The sequence below is a fragment of the Natronosporangium hydrolyticum genome (assembly GCF_016925615.1).
Taxonomy (GTDB): Bacteria; Actinomycetota; Actinomycetes; order Mycobacteriales; family Micromonosporaceae; genus Natronosporangium; species Natronosporangium hydrolyticum.
This window is the reverse complement of sequence record NZ_CP070499.1, coordinates 932,778-957,820: the sequence shown is the minus strand read 5'-3', so window position 1 is coordinate 957,820 and position 25,043 is coordinate 932,778. Positions and strand designations below refer to the sequence as shown.

The window sequence follows — 25,043 nt, the reverse complement described above, 5'->3', positions numbered from 1 at the left end:
ATCTTCTGCCCCCGACAATCCCACCAGCCGAACCTCAGGGTCTGCTCAGGGTTACCGCCGGAGGCGGATCTAGTCGCCGAAGAGGCAGGATCAGGGCATGGACGAGAACCCGGGGCACCGCGAAGCGCACCGTCAGGGTCGGCCACCGTCGCTAGCGGAGCGGTACGGACTGGTGCGCCCCCGGCAGGGACGCTACGTGGCCGGGGTGTGCGTCGTGCTCGGGCGGGCGACCGGCACCGACCCGGTGCTGTGGCGGGTGCTGCTGGCGGTGCTGGTCTGCTTCGGCGGCATCGGCGTGCTCGCCTATCTGGCGGTGTGGCTGCTGACCCCGGAGGAGGGGGACACCGCCTCACCGGTCGAGGCGGTGCTGGGGCGCGGCCACTCGGCCACTCCGTCGCTGCTCGTCGTCGTGCTGTCGATCGTCGCGTTGGTGACGATGCTGATAACTATGTCCCGCCCCGGCCAGGTGGTGTTGCTCGGCGCAGCGGTGGTGCTCGTCGTGGTGCTGATGCAACGGCAGCAGCGAGGCCCGACGGGAGCGGGCACGCCGCCGGCTCCCCCACCGACACCACCGACGCCACCCACCGAGCCGCCGGACGCGACGGACGCGACCGAGCCGACGGACGCGACCGAGCCGACGGCGGCAACCGAGCCGACGGCGGCAACCGAGCCCGGGCCGGGCGGCGAGCAACCCGGGCCGGCCGAACCACCGGCCGAACCACCGGCTCGCCGTCGCACCATCTCCGACCTGGCGTCCACACCGCCGGCGGCCACCCCGGTGACCGTTCCTATCGAGCCGCCGAACCCACCGAGCCCGCCGACCCCGACCTCGGCTCCGTTCGCCGGTCCCCGGGCCTACCCGGAGGCGTTCGCCCCGCACGGTCCGTTCGCCCAGCCTGCGCCGCCGCGCCCGGCAGCGCCGCCGCCCCGACCGCGGCCACCCAAGGAACGCTCGGCGCTGCCCCTACTCACGTTCCTCACCATGGTGATTGGAGTCGGCGGGCTCGGCGTACTCGACCTCACCGGGGTCACCAGCGTCCCGGTCGCCGGGTACGTCGCCGCCGGGCTGGCCGTGGTCGGCGCCGGTCTGCTGGTCGGTGCCTGGATGGGTCGGGGCAGGTCACTGATCGTGCTCGGGGTGGTGCTCGCGCTGGCGCTGCCGACCGCACACCTCGCCGCCGGCTGGACCCCACCGGAGCACGTCGCCACCAATGTGCAATGGCGTCCGAGCAGCGCCGCCGACCTGCAGCCGGAGTACGCGGTGGCGTTCGGGGAGGGAGTCCTCGACTTGCGCGGTCTAGACTTCGCTGGCGAGCGTCACGAGCTGACCGCGCGAGTCGACGGCGGCGAGATCCGGATCCACGTGCCACGGGACGTCTCGGTCACGATCGAGGTCGACGCCCGGGCGGGCAACGCGACGATCTTCGGCGCCGACGACATCACCGGGTTGAGTACCACCCAGACCCTGGAGTACCCGGCGGTCGAGGAGCCCGTCGCCGGCGAACTCGTTCTCCTCCTTTCCGTACGCTTCGGACATATAGGGGTAACCCGATGAAGAGTCATTCGCTGGACATGCTGTCGTTGTGCTTCGGGATCGCTTTCCTGGCGATGGCGGTGCTGTGGCTGCTGGCCCACTTCGACTCGCTGACGCCGGGTACGCTCGCCGGCACCATCGGCGGCAGCGTACTGGCGATGACCGGGATCGGCCTCAGCCACGCCCTGTTGCGGATGCGGTCGGGCCCGGACCATGGCTGACCGCGCGTTGGGCGGAGGTCACCCGCACCGGATGTCTATGCTGGGCGGCATGAACGAGTCCGCCCTCGGCCAACCCGACCCACCCGACCGGCCGGGCCTGCTCGGTGCGCTGCGCGCCGCCACGATCGGCGCCCGGGCCGCCCGCGCCCTGGTCCACGAGCTTGCTCGCCGCCCCGGCCCGAAGACCGCGCTGCTGGTCGGGGTCGGCCCCGACAGCCCGGTCCTCACCGCTGCGATCGACGCCCTGCTACCGGAGGACTCCCTGGCGGTGGTCGCCACCGACCCACCCGCGATGCGTACCCACATCGCCGCGCAGGGCAGCTGGGTACGCGACCGGGTGCAGGTGCTCGCCGCGACGACCGCGGCGGACCCCGCCGACGTGGTGGTGATCGCTGAACCGTTGACCGGTGAGGCGGACGCTGCCCGAGAGACCCTGACCGAGCTCGCGAAGCTGGTGACCGCCGGGGGCGTGCTCACGGCCGCCACGGTGGCACTGCCGGGGCTAGCCGTCGGCGCCGCCGCCGAGCTGGATCGCCACGCCGCGCTCTACGGCGTCGGCTCCGACCTGGTGCTATGGAACGCGCCCCCGGTCCGCATCCACCGGCTGCGGTGGGCCGCCGCCGACCCGGGCGCAGCAGAGCGGCTGACCGCGACCGACCGACCGTCGAGCGTCCCGCTCACCCGCGAGCTCCACATCGACTCGAACGGGGTCGCCGCCGCCGGCATCACACTGGGGTTGGCGGCGCTGGCTAAGCTGGCCCGCCCGCGCAGCCGGCTGTGGTTGCTCCCCGCGGCGGCGACGCTGCCGATCGCCGCGTTCTTCCGGGATCCGCAGCGGGACCTGCCCGACGACGACGGCTCGCTGGTGATCGCCGCGAGCGACGGCAAGGTGCTCTCGGTCGAGCACGTCAGCGACGACCGGTTCAGCCCGGACGGCGCCACGGTCGACTATCTTCGGATCGCGGTCTTCCTGTCGGTGCTCGATGTCCATGTCAACCGGGCCCCGGTCGCCGGGCAGGTCGTCGACTACCAGCTTGAGGACGGCGGCTACGCGCCGGCGATGAACGCCGAAGCCGAGCACAACGTCGCCGCGTACACGGTGCTCGACACCGGTCCGCGGGGGCGGGTGGTGGTGGCGCAGCGCACCGGGCTGCTCGCCCGGCGGATCGTGCAGCGAGCTCCGGTCGGCGCCCAGCTGGCGCGGGGCGAACGCTTCGGCCTGATCCGGTTCGGCTCCCGGACCGACGTCTACCTACCCGCCGAGGGGGTCGAGCCGCTGGTCGCCCCGGACGACCGGGTGCTGGGCGGCACCACCCCGATCGCACGTTTCCGCCGTTGACCCGGCCGCGGCCGGTCGCCCGCCCGGGTGACCGGCCGCGCCGCCCAGCCGGGGTCGGTGGTCAGGCGGGGCGGCGGTCAGGCCGGAGCCGGCTAGGTCAGCCGAGGCGGTGAGGTCAGCCGAGGCGGCGGCGCTGGTGGACCCAGAGCAACGGCCCGGAGAGCAGGTACGCCCCGATCAGTACGACGAAGGTCAGCCGCGGATCGGCGAGGAACCCCGCCAGCGGCGCGAGCCACAACCAGACCGGCAGCCGCAGTAGCCGGACCAGCGTGGCGTAGGGGAAGTTGGAGACCATCGCGATCGCGAGCGCGGCCACCCCGAGCAGCAGCACCGCCGGCGGCAGGGGCAGGTCCACCAGGACGGTCACCGCGAGCACCCCGGCCGCCATGGTGGTGGGGACACCGGTGAAGTAACGGCTGTCTTTGACCGACACGTTGAATCGGGCCAGCCGGATCGCGGCGGCCGCCGCCACCATGGCGCAGACCAGCGCGGCCGGTGCGGGCGGCACGGCCCCGGCGAGCGTCGCGTAGACGACCACCGGGGCGGCGATCCCGAACGCAGCCATGTCTGCCAACGAATCGAGCTGGGCGCCGAACGGGCTGCTCACCCCGAGCCGGCGGGCCAGCACGCCGTCCATCCCGTCGCAGATGACGCAGGCGAGCAGGCAGATCGCGGCGGTCTGCACGTCGCCGCGCATGGCCAGCAGGATCGCCAGCAACCCCAGCGACAGGCTCGCCAGGGTGCAGCCGTTGACCACCGCGAAGCTGAGCTGCCGGGCGGCGGTCCGCTCCCCCGGCAGCAGCGCGGATGCGGCGCTGGTCGGGTCGGGTGCGACGGTGGTTTCGGCAGTGATGGGCGCCGCTGCGGTCGGCACGAGGACCGGCGGCGCCGCCGCCGGTGGGGCGGCGTTGCGCATCCGGGGTGGCTCAGCCAGTGGGTGGGTGACGACCGGGTCCCCCTCCGGGTGTGGTGGCCGGGTTGGATAGACGTCGGGGATGCGCCCGTCACCGGCGCGGCGGCGGTGACTCACCCGCAGCACCCGGCGGGCCAGCACCCCACCTTGCCGGAACCGGCCGGTCCATCGCCGCCGCCCGACCGGGCGGGGGCTGTCGGCGGTCAGCCGACGCCGGGACGTGGCCCGTGCGCGCCACGAAAGTCTCGGCACGTGTCGCCTCCAATGCCCGGCCCTCGCCACTACCTGCGCAGCGGGCGAGGCCGGTGCTTTTTCTGCGCCGTCCGGGCTCGCCGGCGGCTCCATCTCCGGAAGATACGCGGTTACACCATCCCACAGCGGGATAGGACTCCGCGACACCCGGGGCGGTCATGTTACTCTAAGCAACTACTTGACCACTGCTCCACCTGGTGGTCAGGACTCCTCTCGCCACCTCGGTCAACGGCAACGCCATCGCCTCTGACCAGGTAAACCAGGCCGCCGCCGCGGTCGATCCGGCCAACTCCAGCACCCGCGGCGGGGTCGGCGCCGGCACCGACACCTGAAACACCGCGCGGACCGCGTGCCAGTCGACCGGGTGCCCTTCTGGCCCGAACGCCGCCGGGTCCCGGTGGTGGGAGACCGTCAACAACCGGCCGATCTCGCCCTGTTGCGCCGTCTCCTCGGCGACTTCACGCGCCAACGCCGCGCGCGGCTGCTCCCCGGCGTCGTTGCCGCCGCCGGGCAGGTGCCACCGACCGGCGCCCGGGTAACCCGCGGCGGTCCGGGTGAGCAACACCCGGCCAGCCGCCTCCGTCACCAGCCCGTAGACCGCGAACCGCTGCCCGCGGGGTCGGCCACGGACCGGCTCCGGCGCCTTGGCTGGTGACTCCGCCACCGGCCAACTGGCCGCCGTTGGGCCCGGGTCGCCCGCGATCACCGCTGCCACGAAGCCGCTGTGCGGCAACGTCGCCGCAGCCGCCGGCGACAGCCAGGCGAGCTCATCCACACCGTCGCCCGGCTCCGGCTGTGGCGGGCCCACGCCGGGCAACTCCAGGTCGAAGATCACTCCATCGGTGTGCTCGCGGCCCGATCGCCGCTCGACCACCTCCGCCAGCACGTCCCGCAGGCCGACGACGCGACCGGTCAGGCCGGTCTCCTCGGTCAGCTCCCGCAACACCGCCTCGGCCGGGTGCTCGCCGTGCTCGAGACCGCCCCCGGGTAGCAGCCACTGGCCGCGTCGGGCCGATTGGGCACCCGCGCGGACCAGCAGCAGCCGGCCCGCCGGATCCCGGCAGACCCCGTACGCCCCGATCCGTCGCCGCATCTCGCCCTCCCGGTCGATGATCGCCTGGCGATCATACGTGGAGGGCCTCCTCGGTGACCTCGGTCAACGGCAGGTCAGCCAGGTCTGCCCGGGTGAACCAGCGCGCCTCGGCGGTGGAGCCTCCCAGCTCGCCGACGCTCGGGGCGCCCGGGTCGTCCACCACCACCTGATAGAAGGCCCGGACCCCGTGCCAGTCGATCGGGTAACCCTCTGGCCCTAGTGAGGCGGCGTCCCGGTGACTCGCCACCCCCAACAACGCCTCGATCCGGCCCTGCTGGCCGGTCTCCTCCACCAGCTCCCGCAGCAGCGCCGCCGGCGGCTGCTCCCCGAAATCGGTGCCGCCGCCCGGCAGATGCCAGCGCCCGGCCCCGGGGAAACCGTCCGCGATCCGGGTCAGCAGCAACCGCGCGGACGCGTCGGTCGCGACGGCGTACGCGGCGAACCGCTGCGCCCGGTGCAGCCCGTCCTTGCCCGGGACCGCCAGAAACGAGGGCAGCTCCGGGGCCTTGTCTGGCCGCTGGTCCACCGCCTCGGTGGGCAACCCCAGCGCCGCCGCGGTGAACGGCCGCAACGGCAGCTCCTTCGCCTCGCTCAACGTGAACCAGCACGCCAGGTCGGTCGGTTGATCGACCCGCTCGATCAGATTGCCGCCGCGCAGCGACACCTCGTAGATCAGTCGATCGGTGTGGATGGTCAACCCCCGGGCCGGTAGCGCCCGGACATCCGACAGCACGTCCCGGAGCTGGTCCACCGCCACCGACAGGCCGGTCTCCGCCGCCGTCTCCCGCACCACCGTGTCACCCGGGTGCTCGCCGTGGTCCACCGCACCGCCCGGCAACGACCAGGTGCCTGGGGTGCCGGAGGTCGCCGAGCAGCGCACCAGCAGCACCCGCTCGGTCTGGTCGATGCAGATGGCGTATGCCGCGATCCGGCGCAGCGGCTCCAGTCCGTCGTCCACGTCCGGAAGTATGCCCGAATCATGTGAACGTTAGGTCACGATGTCGGTTTCTGGACCTGCAAGCTCCGCTGCGGTTCGAGCGTGACCGACTCGGGGAAACTTCGGGGGTGACGCTCAGGGCAGTCACCGAGGTCAGCGACCGCGGGGGGCGCGATCCTGGAGACATGGCTGATTTCCACGAAACCCCGCAGCACTCGCCCACTCCCTACCGCCGGCTGCAGCGCAGCCGCAACAACCGCATGATCGCCGGCGTCTGCGCCGGTCTCGCCGACTATCTACGGATCGATCCGACGGTGGTACGGGTCGGCGTGGTGGTCCTCGCCTTCCTCACCTGGGGGGTGGTCCTGCTCGGCTATCTGGTCGCCTGGCTGCTCATGCCCGAGGCAGATTCCCTCTGAGGTTGACCATGAGGCTAGGGACCGTGATCGGCCCCGACCATGTACCTAGGTCCATGATCAACTCGTGGGGCTACTCCCACTCGATGGTGCCGGGTGGCTTGCTCGTGACGTCCAGAGCCACCCGGTTGACCTCGGGCACCTCGTTGGTGATCCGGGTCGAGATCTTCGCGATCACCTCGTAGGGCAGCCGGGACCAGTCAGCGGTCATCGCGTCCTCGCTGCTCACCGGGCGCAGCACCACCGGGTGACCGTAGCTGCGACCATCGCCCTGCACCCCCACCGAGCGGACGTCGGCGAGCAGCACCACCGGGAACTGCCACACCGACCGGTCCAGGCCGGACACGGTCAGCTCTTCCCGGGCGATCCGGTCGGCGGCGCGGAGCACCTCCAGCCGTTGCGGGGTGACCTCGCCGATGATCCGGATCGCCAGCCCCGGCCCGGGGAACGGGTGCCGCCACACCATCGGCTCCGGCAGGCCCAACTCCACGCCGAGCCGCCGCACCTCGTCCTTGAACAACGTCCGCAGCGGCTCCACCAGCTGGAAAGCCAGGTCGTCCGGGAGCCCCCCGACATTGTGGTGCGATTTGATGTTGGCGGTGCCGGAGCCACCACCCGACTCCACCACGTCCGGGTAAAGGGTGCCCTGGACCAGGAACTCGATGTGCCGCTCGGCGGCCAACTCCCGGGCGGCGCCCTCGAAGGACCGGATGAACTCCCGCCCGATGATCTTGCGCTTCTGCTCCGGGTCCGACACCCCCGCCAGCGCGCTCAGGAAGGTGTCCGCGGCCTCCACCACGTGCAGCCGGATCCCCGTCGCGGCGACGTAGTCCTTCTCGACCTGCTCCGCCTCGCCGGCCCGCAGCAGACCGTGGTCCACGAAGACACAGGTGAGCTGGTCCCCGATCGCCCGGTGCACCAGCGCCGCCGCCACCGCTGAGTCGACCCCGCCGGAGAGGCCGCAGATGACCTGCCCGTCACCGACCTGCTGCCGGATCGCCGCCACCTGCTCGTCGATGATGCCCGCCGCGGTCCAGGTGGGGGCGATGCCGGCGATGTCCCGCAGAAACCGGGTCAACAACCGCTGCCCGTACGGGGTGTGGGCCACCTCGGGATGGAACTGCACCCCGGCGATCCGGCGCTCCGGGTCCTCGAACGCCGCCACCGGAGTGCGCTCCGACGACGCGGTGACGGTGGCGCCGGGCGGGGCGGCCACGACGCTGTCGCCGTGGCTCATCCACACATCCTGCCGCTCCGGCAGCCCGGTGAAGAGCACGCTGCGCTCCGGTAGCGCGGTCAACGGCGTGCCGCCATACTCCCGGGATCCGGTGTGGGCGACCTCCCCACCCATCGCCTGCACCATCGCCTGGAATCCGTAGCAGATCCCGAAGGTGGGCACCCCGGTCTCGAAGAGCGCCGGGTCGAGGGTTGGCGCGCCCGGCTCGTAGACGCTCGCCGGACCACCGGAGAGCACGATCGCGGCCGGATCTTTGGCGAGCATCTGCGCCACCGGCATGGTGTGCGGCACGATCTCGGAGTAGACCTGCGCCTCCCGGACCCGGCGGGCGATCAGTTGGGCGTACTGGGCTCCGAAGTCCACCACCAGGACCGGACGCGGTGTGCTCATGGCACTAAGCCTACCGAGGCGGAGATCGGCGCCTACTTGGTGCCGTACTTGGCCTCCAGCTCAGTCAGGACCGCCTCACCGATCCGCTCATACCGCGCGCCCTGCCCCAGCTTGAAGAACTCGATCACCGCGTCGCGCCGGTCGTCCGGGTGCCGGTCGACGATCCAGTACTCCGGGATCTCCGCCGCGGCGTACAGGTCGGGCTTGGTGACCCGATCATCATGCTCGCTGCCGTCCGAGATCACCTCAACCACCAGCGTGAAGTCGCTCGGGTCGTGGCGACCGGCGTCCGGGTCGGGCCACTGCCGGAAGGCGGCGATATCCGGGAACCGAACCCGCCGCCGGGCCAACCGAACCCCCTGCTCCTGCAGCGCGGGCCGCCCCTGCGCGACCAGCACGTTGCAGAGCCGACGCGCCGCATCCGCGTGCCAGCCCTTCATCGGCGACATCAGGACCAGCCTTCCGTTGTCCAGCTCGTAGTGAATCCCGGTGCCGTCCAGGGCACGCCCGACCGAGTCGAGGTCGTCCTCGGTGAGCGGGTGCTCCATCAACTCGTCCAGCAGCGCAGTCATCCGCCTATGGTACTGCTCCAGAGTGCCGCCGGAGCGCCCGTCGGCACCGCCGGCTGGCGGGGCGGCACCGGGTCCAGCCGGGCGTAGGGCGCTCCCAGCGGCGGGCGCGGATCGGGGTCACCGCGGTTCGGCCACATCGACATCGCCCGCTCCGCCTGGGCGGTGATGGTCAGCGCCGGGTTCACCCCCAGATTCGCGCTCACCGCCGCACCGTCGACCACGTGCAGCCCCGGATGCCCGTACACCCGCTGGTACGCATCCACCACACCGGAGTGTGGACTGTCGCCGATCACCGCGCCGCCGAGGATGTGCGCGGTCATCGGGGCGTTGAACGCTTCGGTGACCGCGCCCCCCGGGTAGCCGCCGATCTCCTCGGCGAGCAGCCGCGCCGCCCGGTGCCCGGCCGGGATCCAGGTCGGGTTCGGCGGACCGTGCCCGCTGACCGCGTAGAGCCGGCGCCGGCCGTACCAGGCGCGGCGCCAGCGCAGGGTGAGCGAGTTGTCGAGCGACTGCATCACCAACGCGATGACGGTGCGCCGCGACCAGTCCCGCACGAGCGGCAGCCGCAGCGCCAACCCTGGCCGGCGGAGCAGGCCGCCGACCCAGCGCAGCGGCCGCCACCGGCCGCCGGCTACCAGCACCGACTGCAGCAGCCCCATCGCGTTCGACCCTCGCCCGTACCGCACCGGTTCGATATGGGTACGCGGATCCGGGTGGAACGAGCTGGTGATCGCCACCCCCTGGCTGAAGTCGACGCCGCGCTGGCGGGCGGAGCGCAGCGGCACCGAAGCGCCGAGGATCGCCTCGGAATTGGTCCGGGTCAACGCACCCAGCTGCGGCGAGAGCTCCGGCAGCCGACCGCGCCGCCGCATCGCGTGCAGCAGCCGCTGGGTGCCGAGCGCTCCGGCGGCGAAGACCACCTGCTCGGCGTGCAGGATCGTACGGCGCCGGCGCCAATCGCCGGTGCGGACCACCGTCACCTGATAGCCGCCGTCGGGGGCCGGGACGACCTCGGTGACGGTGCTGCGGTCCCGCAGCTGCGCGCCCGCCCGCTCGGCCAGCCACAGATAGTTCTTGACCATCGTGTTCTTGGCGTTGAACCGGCAGCCGGTCATGCAGGCGCCGCAGTGCCGGCAGCCAGCACGCTCCGGCCCGGCACCACCGAAGTACGGGTCGGGGGTGGGCTCGCCCGACGGGCCGAGGTAGACCCCGACCGGGGTGGGCCGGAACGTGTCGCCGACCCCCATCCGCTGCGCCACCGCCCGCATCGTCGCGTCCGCCGGCGTATGTTGCTGATAGGTGGTCACCCCGAGCATCCGGCTGGCCTGGTCGTACCCGGGTGCAAGCTCATCCGCCCAGTCCGTGATGTCGCGCCACTGTGGATCATCGTAGAACTCCGGCGGCGGCCGGTAGAGGGTGTTGCCGTAGACCAGGCTGCCGCCGCCCACCCCGGCGCCGGAGAGCACCAGCACCCTCGCCCCTCGGCGCCCCGGCAGCAGGTTGATCCGTTGGATCCCGAGGCAGCCGAGGGCGGGCGCCCACAGAAACCGCCGCAGCCGCCACGACGTTTGCGGCAACTCGTGGTCGGCGAAGCGGCGGCCGGCCTCCAGCACCGCCACCGAGTAGCCCTTCTCGACCGCGCGCAGCGCGGCGACGCTCCCACCGAAGCCGGAGCCGACCACTACCACGTCGTAACGCACGCCTCTATGCTGGCGGATCAGTAGCGGCGCCACCAGAGGTTGACGGCGTAGTCGACCTCAAGCTCCGGATGCTCGGCGACGATCTGGTCGGCGATGGCCGGCGGAAACTCGATCCGCACCACCGCTTCGAAGTCGGCCCGCCGGGTGAACCGCCAGCAGATCTCCAGCGGCTGGCGGACGAAATCTTGTGTGCTCCAGAACCGCTCCACCGCGACCGGGTCGTACCGCGGGTATGCGCGCCGGAACCAGCCGCCGAAGGTGCTCCGGGTCGCGTCGTTGTCGATCACGAACGCCACCCCGCCGCGGCGCATCACCCGACGCAGCTCCGCCAGCCCCGGCTCACATCCCGGCCCGAAGAAGTACGCCCACCGGGCGTGCGCCACCTCGATCGAGGCGTCCGGCACCGGCAGCCGCTGCGCCGTACCCTGCCGGACCGTGACGTGGGGCAGCGAACGGGCCCGGCGGGCCGCGGCGGCCGCGAGCTGCCGGTGCGGCTCCACCCCGGTGACCTGGGCGGCGGTCGCCGCGAACCGGGACAGATGGAAACCGGTGCCGCAGCCGATGTCCAGCACCTGGGCGCCGCGCCAGTCCCGGATCTGCCGCATCGCGCGCTCCAACCCGCCGGCCGGGTCGACGGCCTGATTTTCCAGCTCGTAGGTGGCGGCGTCACCCCAGATGTTCGGGCTGGGGATCGCCCCGGTGAGGGCGGTGGTCACGGTGCCATGCTACGTGCGCCTCAGACCGCCACGGAGCCGTCGATCGGCCGGCTCAGCGCCGACCCGGCCGCCTGCGCGGCCCCGGCCTGCACATTCAGCAGGTGCCCGGCGTCGTCGTCGGCGGCGGCCACCATCACCGCCCCACCGGCGGTCGCCCCGCCCAGCGCGTCGATCTCCAGCGCGACCTCGTTGACCGCCGGCTGCCAGGTCGTGCGGTACCGGTCCAGGGCACCCGAGACCCGCTGATGGCCGACGACCCCGCGCTCGTCGTCGATCAGCCCGAAGTAGCGCCTGGCCAGGCCGAAGGCGCCGTCGGTGAGGTCGGTGACCGCCCGACCCGAATGGTGCACCTGGTCGGTGGTCATCTGGTAGTAGTAGTCGGCCATCGTGCTCCCCTGTGGTTTCAGACCTGAGACCACGATATCGCCTGCTGTCCAACCGACCAGCTGATCTTGCTGCGTACGGCGATGATGTGGCGCGCGGACAGTACAGTAGAGGTCGCGACTGGACAGACGGAAGTGTCGCGATCTGGGAGAGACGATCATGACGATGGCAATCGACGGCGGCGGCCGGTCGGGCCCGTTCGCGCGGTACCCGGTCCGCCCCGAGACGGTGCAGTCCTCCGGCGACCGGATCGCGGCCTTCGCCGGTGACGTGGAAAGCCTGCACGACGCGGTGACCGGCGCCCACCGCCCCGCCCAGCAAGGGGTGGCGGGGCTGCTGACCATGCCGATGGTCGCCGCCGAGGACCCCGTCCGCCGCAAAGCGCAGCGGTGGCTCGGCTCGGCCCTCTTCGCCGGCGGCGCGGTGCGGCTCTTCTCCGAGGCAGTGGCGGAGTACAACCGGCAGGTCGACGACCTCAACTCGCGCTACTGGGAGGCCAAACGCAACAACTTCGGGATCGCCTCGCCCACCCTGGCACCCGACGCCACCGCCGCCGAACGGACCGAGGCGAACGACGAGTTCCGGGAGTCGGTCTCGACCGCCGAGCAGGACCTGCTGCGCGAACTCCGCAACCGCTTCCACCGGGTAATTGAACCCCAACTGGACGACGACGCCGACCACGTGGCCGGGCTGCTGGACCGCGGGCCGGACGACGAGGAGGCGGTCCTCGCCCTCTACTCGGCCGGCACGTTACCCGCCTACGCCCCGGTCTTCTTCCCGCAGCACGACTTCACCCAGGTGCCGCTGCAGGACCTCCCCAACGGCACCCTGCTCGCCGAACGGATGCAGCTGGCCATGGACGGCGAGCTGCCGCCGGAAGAGTTCCTCGAAATGATGGTCTGGCTGGAGATGATGGCCGGCCGGATCGAGTATGTGCAGCAACACGGCAACGCCTCCCTCTCCGAGGATGAGCTGAAGTTCCTGCACTACTTCTATGCACAGATGGGTGACCGGATCTGGGAGCTGCCCGACTACATTCAGGCAGAGGAGCACCGCTGGGACGGCGGCGGCTTCAACCCGTGGGGCTGGCGCGACGAACGATCCGACGGATTCGACCAGGCCACCCAGGAGCGGATGCTCGGCGCGCTCGGCACCGGCCTGCTCGGCCTGTCCAACCCCGAGCTGTGGCCGCCGCACCTGCGTGGGCAGGACCCGATGGACCCGCAGTCCCGCTACCACCTCCCGCAGACCGTGATCGACCTGGTCAGCCAGCCGTCGCTCGACGCGCAACAGACAATGCAGTACCCCCACCTCGGCCCGCTGGTCGACCGGCTCGACGACTTCGCCAAGCTGTCGACGATGTTCGCCCACGTCCCGGCCGATGTCGAGGGCGGCACCCGATTCTCCGAGCTCACCACCCAGCGGGTCGCCGAACTCGCCTTCGCGGCCCAGATGTATCAGGACGGCGGCTTCGGGCGAGGGATAACGACGGCCTCACCGCTGGTCAACACGGAAGCGGTCGCCGCCATCCTGGAACCGCTGCTCGAGGTCTCCACCCGCAACGAGGAGGCCAACTACCGACTGCTCACCGGCGAAGGTCTGGGACCGATGGAACGGACCGCTCTCAAGCACCCCGACGCGAACTACCATCACTACGATGACCAGGCGTTCCTACTCAACGCGCTGTACGGGTTCCAATGGTCCGACGACGGCGCGGCGGCGGCTGGGCTCACCAACTGGATCAGCGAACGAGCGCAGGCCGCCGCCCTCAACGGGGAGTACGACCCCATGGCGACCGAGGCCGCGGCGGCGCTGATCGACCTGGTGACGATGACGGCGGAGGGGGAAGGCCATCAGGACGACCCGCGGATCGACACGTACGACAGCCTGATGCGTTCACTCTCTCAGCACAATCCGGAGATCGCCCGCAGCTTCAGCCGGATCGCCGCCTCCTACCTGGGCGACTTCAGCGAACCCTCCGGGCCAGCGACCCGAGTCGAGGGTAATGGATCGCTCAGCCTCAGTGATCACGACAAGATCAGGTTCCTGGATCTGGTCGCCACCGACGAGCAGGCGATCAACGCGCTCAGCTTCGCCGCCGGTGAGTACCAGCAACGGCTGCTGGAGGCCGGGTTGGCCGGCGAGACCTCGATGCTCGAGGTCGGCCAGCGCCACTCCCACCTGGACGCGCTCCTGGCCGCATCCCGGATCCACGCCGGCCTGGTCCAGGGCTCGCACCAGCACGAGTTAGCGATGGCCGCATATGAGGAGCACATGCGCTGGGCCAGCTACGGCAAGAGCGCGGTGACGACCACCAGCGGCGCCGTCATCGGCGCCACCCCACTCAAGCCGGTGGGACCATTCCTCAACGCCGGCCTGGGGCACATGGTGGATGACATCCTTGCCGGCTACATCGCCCCGCCTACGCGAGACAACAGCTTCGACCACGGCGGCATCCTCGACCTCGGCCGCGACAATACCTACGCCGCTCACGAATACCTCACCGCGATGATCGCCACAGACTCTTTCCCAGAGGACAGGGAGATCCCGACAGAGCTTCTGCTGACCGAGCCGCCCGACGAAACCCCGGTCTACGTCGACGGTCGCCCGGTTCTCAAACCAGTTGCCGACCTGGATGGCGACGAACGGAACGATCTTTTCTTGCTTGTTGGAAACGAGACAGACGGAGTTGGTGGCGACGCATTCCGTTTCTACCGGAACGAGTACCAGGCGTCGAGCGACTTCCAACGGGTGTTCGGTAGGGACCCCGAGAACCATCGGCAAGGCCTGCGATGAACCACGCGACAGTCCGCTGGCGGCGGATCTTAACAGCGCTGTTCCTGGCAACGTTATTGCTCCCAGGATGCACCCGCGGCGAACAGGCCACGACCGACGTCACCGCATCCCCACCCTCGATCCCCCCGCCCGAGCAACGGCTCCACTTCGAATGGGACGAAGCCGTCGAGGTGCCGGAGTCCGCGCAACCCGCGGTGGCCATCGCCAGAGACTGGGACTACCACTACTACCTGTGGGTGACCGACCCCGAGTCGGTGCCGGCATACCTCAAGCAACACTCGACCGACTTCATGTATGAGTCGATCGCCGGCATCTCCGCACCCCAGACCACCGGCGCGATCCGGATCCTGCTCGTCGATCTGCAAGCCGAAGACGGCCATCTGATTCTGCACCTGTGCAACGACCGGCGGGACCGGGACCGCCTCGACGAGCACGGCCAACGCGTCGGCGACCCGGGAAGCATCACCACCGCCGAGACCCGACTGGAGGAAGTCGAGCCCGACCGGTGGGTGGTCAGTTACCGGGGCGCCATCATGGACACGGAGCTCCGCCACGACATACAAGCACGCTGCGAAAAGCTGCTTACCGACCCACCCACCCCTGACGTCTCCCGACCCGCAACGGGCATCCCTGATCCCGCTTAGCGGCCGGGATGCACCGAACCCACTGAAGCCGAAACCGATGCCGAACTGCGCCGGAAGGGTGCTCCCATGTCTAGAGCGCTGACTAGGGTAACGACCCCCGCCAGCGCCGGGCTGCTCGCGGTGGCGCTGGTGGGGTGCCAGCCCACACCGGAGCCGCCACCGACCCCCGCCCCGCTGCCGCCCCCGGAGGAACGGCTCGACTTCCACTGGCGTGAGGATACTGTAGTCTCAGCCGCAGCCCGGCCGGCCGTAGCGCTACTCCAAGACTGGATGTACGCCTACTACCTCTGGAATACCGAACCGGCCGTCATCCCGAACCTGATCTACGACCGTAGCGCCGCCGAGGTGTCCGAGTCCATCGAACGGGCCTCCGCCGGACCGAAGCCCATGGCAGGTTCCGTCCGGATCCACCTGGTCGAGATCGTGCTCCTTGAGGAAGGCGGAGAGCAGTTGACGGTCGCGGTTGGGCTGTGCGAAGACCGGCTCGACTTCCACATGATCGACCAACACGGCGAGCCGATCGACCACGAGCGCCACATCACAACCAGCCGGGCGGTATTAGCTCAGGCGCCAGACGGCCAGTGGGTCGTGGCTGAGCGGTCTTTTCACGACGCCCAGGATCTGCGGTCAACCTGCGAGGCGTACGCCACGGAGCCAGCCCGCACACCGCCGACCGGCACCCCAGGACGCTGACTCACGTGACGCACGAGTCCGGAATGTCCATATGCTGGTGGCGGACCTTGGCGGCACTGTTACTGGCGGCGCTGGCGCTGGCGGGATGCAGCAGCGGCGAGCAACCTACGAACGACGCCACCGCATCCCCACCGTCGATCCCCCCGCCCGAGGAACGGCTCCATTTCGAGTGGGACGAAGCCATCGAGGTGCCGGAGTCCGCGCGGGCCGCGGTGGCCATCGCCAGAGACTGGGATTATTACTACTACCTGTGGATAACCGACCCTGACTCGATACCGGAGTACCTCAAGCAACATTCGACCGAGTCCAGGTACGAATCGATCGCCGGCATCTCCGCACCACAGACCGCTGGCGCGATCCGGATCCTGCTCGTTGACCTGCGGGCCGAAGACGACCAGCTGGTCCTGCACCTGTGCGACGACCGACGGGACCGCGACCGCCTCGACGAGTACGGCCAACGCGTCGGCGACCCGGGAGGCATCACCCCCGCCGAGACCCGGCTGGAAGAGATCGCACCCGGCCGCTGGCTGGTCAGTTACCGCAGCCTCATCATCGACACGGAACTACGCCACGACGTGCAGTCACGCTGCGAACAGCTGCTCACTGACCCACCCACCCCTGACGTCTCCCGACCCGCAACGGGCATCCCTGATCCCGCATAGCGGCCGGGATGCACCGAACCCACCTGAAACCGAAACCGATGCCGCGCCGGAAGGGTGCCCCACATGTCTAGGCCGTTGGCGCACACGGCTGCGCGGGCTCCCGCAGGGCTGCTCTCGCTGGCGCTGGCGTTGACGCTGGTGGGATGCCGACCCACACCGGAGCCGTTGCCGACCCCCGCCCCGCTGCCGCCCCCGGAGGAACGGCTCGACTTCCACTGGCATGAAGACCTCGACGTGCCGACCGAGGCCCGCGAAGCCGTCGACATGCTCCACCACTGGATTCACGCCTACAACCTCTGGGCCACCGAGCCATCGATCATCCCCGACTACATCTACCACCACAGCGACCCATCGGTCTCCGAACGTATCGAGAGCGCTTCGGCCGGTCCCCGACCCATGGCCGGGACGGTCCATGCGTTTCTGGTCGAGTTAGAAGTCGACCACGACACGCCGACCGTCACCGCCGGAGTGTGCGAGGATCTCCTTGAGTTTCACATGATCAACGAGACCGGGGAGCCGATCAACCGGGAGGGCTACGTAAGCAGCAGTCGGGCGGAACTCGCCCAAACGCCTGACGGACAATGGATCGTCGCGGAACGGACCACCTACGACGCCCAAGATCTGCGGTCAACCTGCGAGGCGTACGCCTCGGGGCCAGCCCCCACTCCGCCCACCGGCACCCCAGGACGTTGACTCACGTGACACACGAGTCCGGAATGTCCATATGCTGGTGGCGGACCTTGGCGGCACCGTTACTGGCGGCGCTGGCGCTGGCGGGATGCACCCGGGGCGAACAGGCCACGACCGACGCCACCGCACCCCCGCCGTCGATCCCCCCGCCGGAGCAACGGCTCCACTTCGAATGGGACGAAGCCATCGAGGTCCCGGAGTCCGCGCAACCCGCGGTGGCCATCGCCAGAGACTGGGACTACCACTACTACCTGTGGATAACCGACCCTGACTCGGTCCCCGAGTACCTGAAGCAACACTCGACCGACTTCATGTATGAGTCGATCGCCGGCATCTCCGCACCCCAGACCACCGGCGCGATCCGGATCCTGCTCGTCGATCTGCAAGCCGAAGACCACCAGCTGATTCTGCACCTGTGCAACGACCGGCGGGACCGCGACCGCCTCGACGAGCACGGCCAACGCGTCGGCGACCCGGGAAGCATCACCACCGCCGAGACCCGACTGGAGGAAGTCGAGCCCGAGCGGTGGGTGGTCAGTTACCGCGGCGTCGTCATGGACACGGAGCTCCGCCACGACATACAGGCACGCTGCGAGAAGCTGCTCGCCGAACCACCACCCTGATGCATCCTCGATCCCAAATAATGTCCGGGATGCACCGAACCCACCTGAAACCGAAACCGATGCCGCGCCGGAAGGGTGCCCCACATGTCTAGGCCGTTGGCGCACACGGCTGCGCGGGCTCCCGCAGGGCTGCTCTCGCTGGCGCTGGCGTTGACGCTGGTGGGATGCCGACCCACACCGGACCCGTCGCCGACCCCCGCCCCACTGCCGCCCCCGGAGGAACGACTCGACTTCCACTGGCATGAAGACCTCGACGTGCCGACCGAGGCCCGCGAAGCCGTCGACATGCTCCACCACTGGATCCACGCCTACAACCTCTGGGCCACCGAGCCATCGATCATCCCCGACTACATCTACCACCACAGCGACCCATCGGTCTTCGAACGCATCGAGAGTGCCTCGGGAGCCCCACAGCCGATGGCCGGCACCGTCCACGCTTACCTGGTCGAGATCGAGTTCGCGGACGGCGACCCACCGACGGTCGAGGTCGGAATCTGCGAGAGCGGCCCGACCTTCCACATGATCGACGAGACCGGGGAACCGATCAATAACGAGGGCTTCTTGTCCAGTAGGCGTGCGGTGCTGACCCGAGCGGCCGATGGGCGATGGATCGTGGCCGAGCGCACCTCGTTCGGCGTACAGGACTTGCGCGCTGTCTGCGAACGCCGCGCCGCACTACTCGCCGGGACCTCCCCGTCGACTACCGCCCCGGGAGGTTGATTCGCATGACTTCCGCGATCGGACAGGTTCGATCGAAGCGGCCCGCCACCTGGATCGCGGCCGGGCTGGCGGTCGCGATCAGCGCAACCGGTGTCGTTGGCTACCTCGGTTGGGATGCGCGGCAACACCGCTGTGAGGAAGCCGTACCGGTGCCAGACCCGGGAGTCGAGGCGTCGGTCGTCACGCCCGCGGAGCAGGCCGAACCCTGGCCCGCGGAGTGGGCGATCGACGCGACCGACGGCCCCGGGCCGTTCGGCGCCCCGCGACTGGCGGTGCTCGACATCAAGATCTTTACCGCGCCACAGCTTGCCGGCGACGACACGCTGCTGCTGCGGCGCGGCGATGTCGGTCAGGTCCTCCACGCGATCGACCTCGACAACGGCCACCTTCGCTGGCAACGGCAGCTGGATCGCGGGTGGCGGCAGCCCGTGGTGCCGATCGGGGACCTGGTGACGATCGTCGACGAACCGATCGACGAAGCGCTAGCGGTCGTCGCAGTGGATCGGGCCACCGGCGAGGTGCACAGCTGTCTCCGGGTTGGTGAGCACAGGTTAAGGTCCCGAGCGCTGGTGGCGCCGGTCGGCGACGAACTCTTGGCGGTCACGCGGCCGGACACTGGGCCTGAGGCAACCCTCTGGCTCATCGACCCCCACGCCGGTGAGGTGACCGCCGAGATGCCGATCGAGCCGGCGCCACACGACCTACGCAGCGCTGGTGAGGTGGTGGTGGCCAGTAGGGTGCCAGCCGACCACAGAGACGAGTGGCTAAGGCTCGCCGCTGGCGCCGAGGGCGTCCCCCCCAGCGACCTGGCCCTGCGCGCCTACTCCGTCGCCGACGGTGCCCAGGTGTGGCAGTACGCCTTCGAGGTCGGTGACGGCGGTCAACCGTTCGTGCATCAGCTGGTGGCCGCCGACGAGGACGCGGTGGTCATGATCGCCAGCCGGTTCTCACCCTGGGAGGGCTGGCGGGGGGATCGCTACTCGAAGCCCGCGCTGGAGAGCTACCTGATCGCGCTCGACCCAGCCACCGGCCGGCAACAGTGGGCCCAGGAGCTGGCGCCCGACCTCGTACGCCAGCCGGAGGCGCAACGGTTCGGCGACCTGGTCCTGGTCAGGCAGCCGGACCCGGACGGCGAACTGCGCAGACCGGTCGCCTACGACGTGGCCGATGGTGCGCAACGGTGGCGTCTCGACTTCTACGCTGACCGGGAGGACGGTCTCTACCTCCCCGCGACCGGCGCCGCTGGCGCTGCTCTGCTGGCCGCCATCGGCGGGCTGCGCTTGGTGGACCTAGCCGACGGCAGCAGCCGAACCGTCGCCGAATCGTGGCTCAGTCTCCCGGCCGTGGCCGACGACACCACGGTCGGGATCACGCTCGGCTCCGCCGACGCCGTGCTGGTCCTCTACGACCTGCGGTGATGTGCGTTACCGGGGTCGTTACCGGCCCCGCTGGCGGTCATATGACAAGATGCGCGGATGCCGCATCAGGACGAGCAGCACCCGAACTCAGTCCCGGACAACTCCGTCCCGGACGGCGACAAACTTACCGAACCGATGCTGGAGCAGCTCCGGTCGGCGCTCTCCGCCGCTGGCGCCTCCGACGACGTACTGCAGCTGCTGGACGAGCCCGGCACCCCCACTGAGATCCTGCAACGGTTGGTCGACGCCGGGGTCATGCCCGACGAACCAGCATCGCTGGAGGAGCTGATCGAGGAGTTCGAGGAGCTGCTCACGCCGGAGACCAGCCCGCTGGAGGCCGAACTGGCCGGCGCCGAGTTCCTCGCCATCGCGCGCGGCGACGACGACGACAACGACCAGCTCGCAGCGGTGCTGACCGAGGTGGAGCAGTACGGCGGCGCCTCGGCGCTGGGCCTGCTCCGGGTGGTGGCGGCGATCAGTCCATCGGCGTCGATCCAGCAATCCGCCACCGCCGCCGCAGACCGGCTGGCCGGGACCGGGCTGGGCGACCCGCCGTGGGTCGGGAAGATCGGCACGCCGCGGCCCGAGAGCTGCTACGGCTATGTGGACAGCGATCAGGACCAGGCGGTGCTGGCGACGTTCCGGTACGGCGACGAAACACATGCGCTCGCCGTCCTCATCGACGGTGACCTCGGCGGCGTCCGCGATGTCTGGGTGACCGACAAGCCCGACGAGCTGCGGGACGAGTTCCGCGCCGACCCGGACCAGTTCGGCGCGGAGACCGAACTCTCCGCGGCCACTGCGGTGGGCCTGTTGGAGCAGGCGTTGACCCATGAGCCGTGCCCGGTCGAAGAGGACGAGATCGACGACGTCGATATCTACCTGGCGCTGCTGCGGCAACGGTTGCAGCTGCTGGCCGCGAACGCCGGCTGAGCAACCTCAGACCACGTCGGAGAGGACCGATCCGAGCGTCACGCCCCGGTAGTCGGCGAGCCGCTCCGCCTGCTCCTCGATCGCCGCGCGGGCCTGGGCACTGACCCGCCGCCACAGGTCGAGCTGCACGTTGAGGGTGCCGCTGGACTGCCGGGGCCGCCAGACGCCGACGATGTCGCCGTCGACCAGCACCGCACCCGGCCGGCCCAGCACCGGCCACAGCGTCTTGCTGCGCGCCGGCTGCTCGACCAGCAACGAGCGATCCTTGGCCTGCAGGAAAAGGTCGAACGGCCCGAGCAGCCGGGTCAAGGTCACCGGGCCCGCGGCCAGCTTCGGCACATCCTCGGTGAGTAGCCACCGGCGCTCGCCGGCGACGGTCACCTCGGTCACATCATCCGGCCACCGGCCGCGTACCTCCTTGACCGGGGCGTCGAGATAGTCGGCCACGTGCTTGGGTGTGGCGGGGCCGAGCAGTCGCAGATACCCCCGGATCACGTCGTGGTCCGGTCCCGGCTCGGCGGCGGGTGAGAAACGCCGGATCGGCGCCAGCACCGGCGGCGAGGTGTTCGGCGTAAGCTGCAGGCCGGCCCGGACCGCCGCCAGCCGGAACGGCATCTCGTACAGGTGGGTGGTGTCGCAGGGGCGGCAGAAGCGAAGGTACGGGGGGTCCATCAGCGCGGTCAGCCGGGTGGAGACCTCACCCTTGACCATGGGCTTGGTCACCACCGTGCGCATCGCCGCCGCGACCGCGTCGAGCGCGGTCAGATTGTCGATGCCCGCCTCCCGCAGCGGCTTGCTGGCGTCATAGATCCGCTTGCCGGCGTCGGCGTCGGAGAACGGCGCCACCGCGGCGGCGACCCGGGCGAGATCGCGGCGACGGTACCAGTGCGGAGCGCCCCGGATCGTCCAAAGCAGGATCAACTCGTCTTCGGGGATCGCCGCCGGGTCCACTCCCCGGATCGCCAGCGCCCACCGGCCGCCGTCCGGGCCGGTCTCCTGCACCCCCAGGTCGAGGACGGCAGGTGCCAAGGGTTCGCTGGTGCCCGCTGCCCGGTCAAGGTGCTGCACCCGGGCGCGGAACCCGAGCACCTGCTCCCGTGTTACGGCGCTTTTCACCACTCAACCGTACGACCCAACCCGGACCGATCCAGTCCGCGATCACACCGGATCGAAGATGTCCGCGGCGGTAACCGTCAGCATGTCCGGGTCCGCCCGGGTGACCTCCTCCCGGGCGCAGACCACATGCCGCAGGCCGGCCGGATCGGGAGCGCCCGCCCCCAGCTGCGCAGTCAGCGAGACGGCCTTGGGGGCGAGCCGCTTGCCGACCCTCACCGCGTCCACCCTGCGAGACCACTTGGCTTCGCCGACCGCGACCGGCACCCTGGTCCGCCCCGGCTCCGCCATCACCACCGCATCGATCTCGTCACCGCCGTCCGCCCGCCACCAGGGTCCGACCGCCACGACGGACTCACCCAATTGCCCCTGCCGGGCCATCCGCCGAAGGTGGTCCCGGAAGGCCTCTTCCCAGGGCGACCCGAGATGATCGTCCAGCGCACTGACCACGGCCGGCATGATCGTCTCACCCTGGCCACGTTCCAGCTCGCTACGGTGCCGAAGCAGCGGGCCAAGATAGAACGCGAGAAAGTTGTCGGCGATCCGGTAGTGGCGGCGCCGGGAGCGATGCGGTTGATCCGTGACCGGCAGCACGCGTTCGACCAACCGGGCTTCGATCAGGCGGTCCAGAATCCGACTCGGGTCGGCGCCGGTCACGTCCTGGATCTCGCTGTGCCGGGAACGGCCGGCGGCGAGTGCGTGAAGGACCTCCGCGGTCTGGGCACCGCTGCCCACCTCGGTGTGCATGATCAGCCGGCCCTCGGTGAGCAGCGGGCTGCCGGGGCGCCCGGCGAGCCGGAGCAGGTTCGCCGCAACCGACTCGCCCTGCCGCCACCAGGTCAGGTAGAGCGGCATCCCGCCGACGATGCCGTACACCAGCGCCCGCTGGGCGGGGGTCAGCTCCGGCAGCATGGCCGCGGCCTCCGCCGGCCCGAACGGGTAGACCGGCAGCGCCAGGTCGAACCGCCCGTAGAGGGGGGCGCGAGTCTGCTGGATAGACCACATTGTCCGCACCGCCGACCCACACACGAGCAGCCGGAGGTGGGTGCGGTGGCCAGACCGGTCGAGGAACGCCCGCAGAATGCCGGGCAGCGCTGGCGATGTGCTGATCAACTCCGGGAACTCGTCGAGCACGAGCAGCACCGGCTCTTCCGAGGCGAGCCGCGCCAGGTGGTCCAACGCGTCGTGCCAGTCGTGGTACGGGTTGCTGGCTAGGTCGCGCAACTCGTCGGGGAAGACGCGGGCAACCGCCCGGGAGAGCTGAGCCAGTTCGGCAGCGGGCGGCTCACCAGCCCCAGTGTGGAACACCACCCGCGGCAGACCGGCGGCGAAGCGTTCGATCAACGCGGTCTTACCGACCCGACGCCTGCCCCAGACCAGCGCTGGTCGCGGGACTGGTCCAGACCACCAGTCCCGAAGTGCCCGAAGCTCCGCTTCCCTTCCGACAAAGGCCACTAGGCCCGACCTCCTGCGTACCTGCATTGAATGCTACCTGCATTGAATGCTACCTGCATTGAATGCTACCTGCATCGAATGCAGGTTGCACGGGATGCTGGTAGCACGGGATGCTGGTTGAGCCGGTCAGCCGGGGTACGGCGGCCGGTCCGTGCCGTAGAGCCAGGCATCGAAGAGCGGGCGCAGCGACTGCCCCGAGATCCGCTCGCTCAGCGCGATCAGCTGCCCGGTCGTCGCGTTCCGGTTGCGCTGCTCCGCCGGCCAGGTCCGGAGAATCTCGAAGAACGCCTCCTCGCCGACGGTCAGCCGCAGCGCGTGCAGGGTCATCGCCCCGCGGAGGTAGACCGGGGCGGTGAGCAGCGCCGCCGCACCGGGATCGCCCGGCGGGGGCGACCAGTCCGACTCCTCGGCGTACGGCCCCTCCCAGTACACGTCGAAGGTCTCCTGGACGGTGTCGCCCCCGTCCTGTTCCTCCCACAGCCACTCGGCGTAGGTGGCGAACCCCTCGTTGAGCCAGATCTCATCCCAGGTGTTGATCGACACGCTGTTGCCGAACCACTGGTGGGCCAACTCGTGCACAATCACCCAGGTGGCGTCACCGCTTGCGAAGAACCCCGGTCCGTAGATCGGGCGGCTCTGGGTCTCCAGCGCGAAGTTGATCCGCCGGTCCGACAGCGCGATCCCACCGTACGCGTCGACTGGGTACGGCCCGAACCATTCGCTGAGAACATCGGCGATCTCACCGCTGCGCTGTAGCTGTTCGTCGACGGTCTCGGGCAGGTCGCTGTGGACCGCGGTCACCATCGGCCGGCCTGCGTGCTCCGCTTCGTGCACCCGGTAGTCGCCGATCGCCAGCGTGGTTAGGTAGCTCGCCATCGGGGTGCGTTCTTCCCACTGCCAGGTTGTCCAACCGTCGGTGCTCTCCCGGCCCAACGGAACGCCGTTGCTGATCGCTGCGAGCCCGTCCGGCACCGTCAGGTCGATCGTATAGGTGGCCTTATCCGACGGGTGGTCGTTCGCCGGGTACCAGGTGCTGGCCGAGCGGGGCTGTCCGATCACGAACGCGCCGTCGTCGGTGTGGTGGAAGCCGTTGGTCCCCAGTTGCGGCGAGTGCACCGGTTCCGGCACCCCGCCGTACCCCACCTCCACCACGAACTCGGCGCCTGCCGCGACCGGTTCGGCCGGGGTGACGAGTAGCTTCTCGTCGCCCCGGGCCGCCTCGGCCGGTGTCCCGTCCACGGTGACCGTCTCCACCGTCAGCCCGGAGAGATCGAAGCCGAACGACGCCAGCCCTTCATCGGCGGCGGTGGCCTCGATGGTGGCTGCTCCAGCCAGCTGCTGGCTGCTCGGGTCGTAGCGAACCCGGAGGTGGTAGTGGTCGACCGTGTAGCCAGCGTCGCCGTACGCCGGGAAGTAGGGGTCGCCGAGCCCGACCGCCCCGGTTACCGGGGGCGACGCCACCGACCTGGTCGGTTGCGGATCGGCAGAGTCGCCGAAGCTGCAGCCGGCCAACGCCAGCCCCAACGCGATGACCATGGGGATAGGGACCCAAACCGGCCGGTTCCAGGTACCTAGGTCCATGATCATCGCGG

At 70.2% G+C, this 25,043-nt stretch carries 24 protein-coding genes; 13 read left to right on the top strand and 11 right to left on the bottom strand.

Features of this window, described 5'->3' with window-relative positions; translation table 11 throughout:
• The first annotated feature begins 97 nt into the window (after window positions 1–97).
• Genes JQS43_RS04475 through JQS43_RS04465 form a run of 3 tightly spaced genes read left to right on the top strand, consistent with a single transcriptional unit; the run spans window position 98 to window position 3,094 of the window.
• The gene (locus JQS43_RS04475; RefSeq protein ID WP_239677787.1) at window positions 98–1,555 is read left to right on the top strand and encodes a PspC domain-containing protein; all 1,458 of its coding nucleotides are present in this window, start codon (window positions 98–100) and stop codon (window positions 1,553–1,555) included.
• Window positions 1,552–1,755 carry a hypothetical protein gene (locus JQS43_RS04470; protein WP_239677786.1) on the top strand — a complete coding sequence of 68 codons (204 nt, stop codon included), beginning with the start codon at window positions 1,552–1,554 and terminating at the stop codon, window positions 1,753–1,755. Before JQS43_RS04475 ends, JQS43_RS04470 begins: the two co-directional genes overlap by 4 nt.
• A 49-nt stretch (window positions 1,756–1,804) precedes the next feature.
• On the top strand, window positions 1,805–3,094 hold the full coding sequence (locus JQS43_RS04465; protein ID WP_239677785.1) for a phosphatidylserine decarboxylase: 1,290 nt from the start codon (window positions 1,805–1,807) through the stop codon (window positions 3,092–3,094).
• A 115-nt stretch (window positions 3,095–3,209) separates the two neighbouring features.
• Here the strand turns inward: JQS43_RS04465 and JQS43_RS04460 are convergent, their stop codons facing one another.
• The 3 genes from JQS43_RS04460 to JQS43_RS04445 all read right to left on the bottom strand — a co-directional run bounded on the left by JQS43_RS04460 (window position 3,210) and on the right by JQS43_RS04445 (window position 6,310).
• Window positions 3,210–4,259, bottom strand: coding sequence for a CDP-alcohol phosphatidyltransferase family protein (locus JQS43_RS04460; RefSeq protein WP_239677784.1), 1,050 nt, complete (start codon window positions 4,257–4,259; stop codon window positions 3,210–3,212).
• Between the two features lie 166 nt (window positions 4,260–4,425).
• Window positions 4,426–5,352, bottom strand: coding sequence for an NUDIX hydrolase (locus tag JQS43_RS26010; RefSeq protein ID WP_275581018.1), 927 nt, complete (start codon window positions 5,350–5,352; stop codon window positions 4,426–4,428).
• A 31-nt stretch (window positions 5,353–5,383) separates the two neighbouring features.
• Entirely contained in the window at window positions 5,384–6,310 is a 927-nt protein-coding gene (locus JQS43_RS04445; protein ID WP_239677783.1) for an NUDIX domain-containing protein, read from the bottom strand.
• A gap of 164 nt (window positions 6,311–6,474) precedes the next feature.
• Here JQS43_RS04445 and JQS43_RS04440 point away from each other — a divergent pair, with 164 nt between their 5' ends.
• The gene (locus JQS43_RS04440) at window positions 6,475–6,708 is read left to right on the top strand and encodes a PspC domain-containing protein (RefSeq protein WP_239677782.1); all 234 of its coding nucleotides are present in this window, start codon (window positions 6,475–6,477) and stop codon (window positions 6,706–6,708) included.
• A 70-nt stretch (window positions 6,709–6,778) separates the two neighbouring features.
• On the opposite strand, the gene guaA is transcribed toward JQS43_RS04440, so the two are convergent.
• The 5 genes from guaA to JQS43_RS04415 are packed head-to-tail and all read right to left on the bottom strand — an operon-like array spanning window position 6,779 to window position 11,706.
• The gene (guaA, locus tag JQS43_RS04435; RefSeq protein WP_239677781.1) at window positions 6,779–8,332 is read right to left on the bottom strand and encodes a glutamine-hydrolyzing GMP synthase; all 1,554 of its coding nucleotides are present in this window, start codon (window positions 8,330–8,332) and stop codon (window positions 6,779–6,781) included.
• Window positions 8,333–8,364: 32 nt separating this feature from the next.
• A complete protein-coding gene (locus JQS43_RS04430; protein WP_239677780.1) occupies window positions 8,365–8,904 on the bottom strand; it encodes a Uma2 family endonuclease in 540 nt (179 codons plus the stop codon).
• Window positions 8,901–10,604: a GMC family oxidoreductase gene (locus tag JQS43_RS04425; RefSeq protein WP_239677779.1), complete on the bottom strand. Its 1,704-nt coding sequence runs from the start codon at window positions 10,602–10,604 to the stop codon at window positions 8,901–8,903. Before JQS43_RS04425 ends, JQS43_RS04430 begins: the two co-directional genes overlap by 4 nt.
• A gap of 17 nt (window positions 10,605–10,621) precedes the next feature.
• Window positions 10,622–11,320, bottom strand: a complete 699-nt coding sequence (locus JQS43_RS04420) for a class I SAM-dependent methyltransferase (RefSeq protein ID WP_239677778.1) — start codon at window positions 11,318–11,320, stop codon at window positions 10,622–10,624.
• Between the two features lie 20 nt (window positions 11,321–11,340).
• The gene (locus JQS43_RS04415; RefSeq protein ID WP_239677777.1) at window positions 11,341–11,706 is read right to left on the bottom strand and encodes a hypothetical protein; all 366 of its coding nucleotides are present in this window, start codon (window positions 11,704–11,706) and stop codon (window positions 11,341–11,343) included.
• A 157-nt stretch (window positions 11,707–11,863) separates the two neighbouring features.
• Between JQS43_RS04415 and JQS43_RS04410 the strand changes: the two genes are divergently transcribed.
• From JQS43_RS04410 to JQS43_RS04370, 9 genes are all read left to right on the top strand, one after another.
• Window positions 11,864–14,500, top strand: coding sequence for a TPR repeat domain-containing protein (locus tag JQS43_RS04410; protein ID WP_239677776.1), 2,637 nt, complete (start codon window positions 11,864–11,866; stop codon window positions 14,498–14,500).
• Window positions 14,497–15,144, top strand: coding sequence for a hypothetical protein (locus JQS43_RS04405; RefSeq protein ID WP_239677775.1), 648 nt, complete (start codon window positions 14,497–14,499; stop codon window positions 15,142–15,144). The genes JQS43_RS04410 and JQS43_RS04405 overlap by 4 nt, the downstream gene beginning before the upstream one ends.
• Before the next feature lie 66 nt (window positions 15,145–15,210).
• The gene (locus JQS43_RS04400) at window positions 15,211–15,837 is read left to right on the top strand and encodes a hypothetical protein (RefSeq protein WP_239677774.1); all 627 of its coding nucleotides are present in this window, start codon (window positions 15,211–15,213) and stop codon (window positions 15,835–15,837) included.
• Window positions 15,838–15,860: 23 nt separating this feature from the next.
• Window positions 15,861–16,499, top strand: a complete 639-nt coding sequence (locus JQS43_RS04395; RefSeq protein ID WP_239677773.1) for a hypothetical protein — start codon at window positions 15,861–15,863, stop codon at window positions 16,497–16,499.
• Window positions 16,500–16,562: 63 nt separating this feature from the next.
• Window positions 16,563–17,192 carry a hypothetical protein gene (locus tag JQS43_RS04390; RefSeq protein WP_239677772.1) on the top strand — a complete coding sequence of 210 codons (630 nt, stop codon included), beginning with the start codon at window positions 16,563–16,565 and terminating at the stop codon, window positions 17,190–17,192.
• Between the two features lie 23 nt (window positions 17,193–17,215).
• Window positions 17,216–17,812, top strand: a complete 597-nt coding sequence (locus JQS43_RS04385) for a hypothetical protein (protein WP_239677771.1) — start codon at window positions 17,216–17,218, stop codon at window positions 17,810–17,812.
• Between the two features lie 84 nt (window positions 17,813–17,896).
• Window positions 17,897–18,532, top strand: a complete 636-nt coding sequence (locus JQS43_RS04380; RefSeq protein ID WP_239677770.1) for a hypothetical protein — start codon at window positions 17,897–17,899, stop codon at window positions 18,530–18,532.
• Window positions 18,533–18,537: 5 nt separating this feature from the next.
• The gene (locus JQS43_RS04375) at window positions 18,538–19,950 is read left to right on the top strand and encodes an outer membrane protein assembly factor BamB family protein (RefSeq protein WP_239677769.1); all 1,413 of its coding nucleotides are present in this window, start codon (window positions 18,538–18,540) and stop codon (window positions 19,948–19,950) included.
• A gap of 57 nt (window positions 19,951–20,007) precedes the next feature.
• Window positions 20,008–20,883, top strand: coding sequence for a hypothetical protein (locus JQS43_RS04370; RefSeq protein WP_239677768.1), 876 nt, complete (start codon window positions 20,008–20,010; stop codon window positions 20,881–20,883).
• Between the two features lie 6 nt (window positions 20,884–20,889).
• On the opposite strand, the gene JQS43_RS04365 is transcribed toward JQS43_RS04370, so the two are convergent.
• The 3 genes from JQS43_RS04365 to JQS43_RS04355 form a co-directional block, all read right to left on the bottom strand.
• Window positions 20,890–21,999: a winged helix DNA-binding domain-containing protein gene (locus JQS43_RS04365; protein ID WP_239677767.1), complete on the bottom strand. Its 1,110-nt coding sequence runs from the start codon at window positions 21,997–21,999 to the stop codon at window positions 20,890–20,892.
• 42 nt (window positions 22,000–22,041) lie between these two features.
• On the bottom strand, window positions 22,042–23,451 hold the full coding sequence (locus JQS43_RS04360; RefSeq protein ID WP_239677766.1) for an ATP-binding protein: 1,410 nt from the start codon (window positions 23,449–23,451) through the stop codon (window positions 22,042–22,044).
• Window positions 23,452–23,577: 126 nt separating this feature from the next.
• Window positions 23,578–24,987, bottom strand: a complete 1,410-nt coding sequence (locus JQS43_RS04355; RefSeq protein WP_239677765.1) for a M1 family metallopeptidase — start codon at window positions 24,985–24,987, stop codon at window positions 23,578–23,580.
• Between the last annotated feature and the right edge of the window lie 56 nt (window positions 24,988–25,043).

Excerpts from the sequence above, each read along its gene's own strand:
- JQS43_RS04390 (WP_239677772.1), top strand. The coding sequence starts at position 16,563 with ATGTCTAGGCCGTTGGCGCACACGGCTGCGCGGGCTCCCGCAGGGCTG.
- JQS43_RS04395 (WP_239677773.1), top strand. The coding sequence starts at position 15,861 with ATGTCCATATGCTGGTGGCGGACCTTGGCGGCACTGTTACTGGCGGCG.
- JQS43_RS04440 (WP_239677782.1), top strand. The coding sequence starts at position 6,475 with ATGGCTGATTTCCACGAAACCCCGCAGCACTCGCCCACTCCCTACCGC.
- JQS43_RS04410 (WP_239677776.1), top strand. The coding sequence starts at position 11,864 with ATGACGATGGCAATCGACGGCGGCGGCCGGTCGGGCCCGTTCGCGCGG.
- JQS43_RS04370 (WP_239677768.1), top strand. The coding sequence starts at position 20,008 with ATGCCGCATCAGGACGAGCAGCACCCGAACTCAGTCCCGGACAACTCC.
- JQS43_RS04430 (WP_239677780.1), bottom strand. The coding sequence starts at position 8,904 with ATGACTGCGCTGCTGGACGAGTTGATGGAGCACCCGCTCACCGAGGAC.
- JQS43_RS04415 (WP_239677777.1), bottom strand. The coding sequence starts at position 11,706 with ATGGCCGACTACTACTACCAGATGACCACCGACCAGGTGCACCATTCG.
- JQS43_RS04375 (WP_239677769.1), top strand. The coding sequence starts at position 18,538 with ATGACTTCCGCGATCGGACAGGTTCGATCGAAGCGGCCCGCCACCTGG.
- JQS43_RS04475 (WP_239677787.1), top strand. The coding sequence starts at position 98 with ATGGACGAGAACCCGGGGCACCGCGAAGCGCACCGTCAGGGTCGGCCA.
- JQS43_RS04465 (WP_239677785.1), top strand. The coding sequence starts at position 1,805 with ATGAACGAGTCCGCCCTCGGCCAACCCGACCCACCCGACCGGCCGGGC.
- JQS43_RS04385 (WP_239677771.1), top strand. The coding sequence starts at position 17,216 with ATGTCCATATGCTGGTGGCGGACCTTGGCGGCACCGTTACTGGCGGCG.
- guaA (WP_239677781.1), bottom strand. The coding sequence starts at position 8,332 with ATGAGCACACCGCGTCCGGTCCTGGTGGTGGACTTCGGAGCCCAGTAC.
- JQS43_RS26010 (WP_275581018.1), bottom strand. The coding sequence starts at position 5,352 with ATGCGGCGACGGATCGGGGCGTACGGGGTCTGCCGGGATCCGGCGGGC.
- JQS43_RS04400 (WP_239677774.1), top strand. The coding sequence starts at position 15,211 with ATGTCTAGAGCGCTGACTAGGGTAACGACCCCCGCCAGCGCCGGGCTG.
- JQS43_RS04380 (WP_239677770.1), top strand. The coding sequence starts at position 17,897 with ATGTCTAGGCCGTTGGCGCACACGGCTGCGCGGGCTCCCGCAGGGCTG.
- JQS43_RS04355 (WP_239677765.1), bottom strand. The coding sequence starts at position 24,987 with ATGGTCATCGCGTTGGGGCTGGCGTTGGCCGGCTGCAGCTTCGGCGAC.
- JQS43_RS04405 (WP_239677775.1), top strand. The coding sequence starts at position 14,497 with ATGAACCACGCGACAGTCCGCTGGCGGCGGATCTTAACAGCGCTGTTC.
- JQS43_RS04470 (WP_239677786.1), top strand. The coding sequence starts at position 1,552 with ATGAAGAGTCATTCGCTGGACATGCTGTCGTTGTGCTTCGGGATCGCT.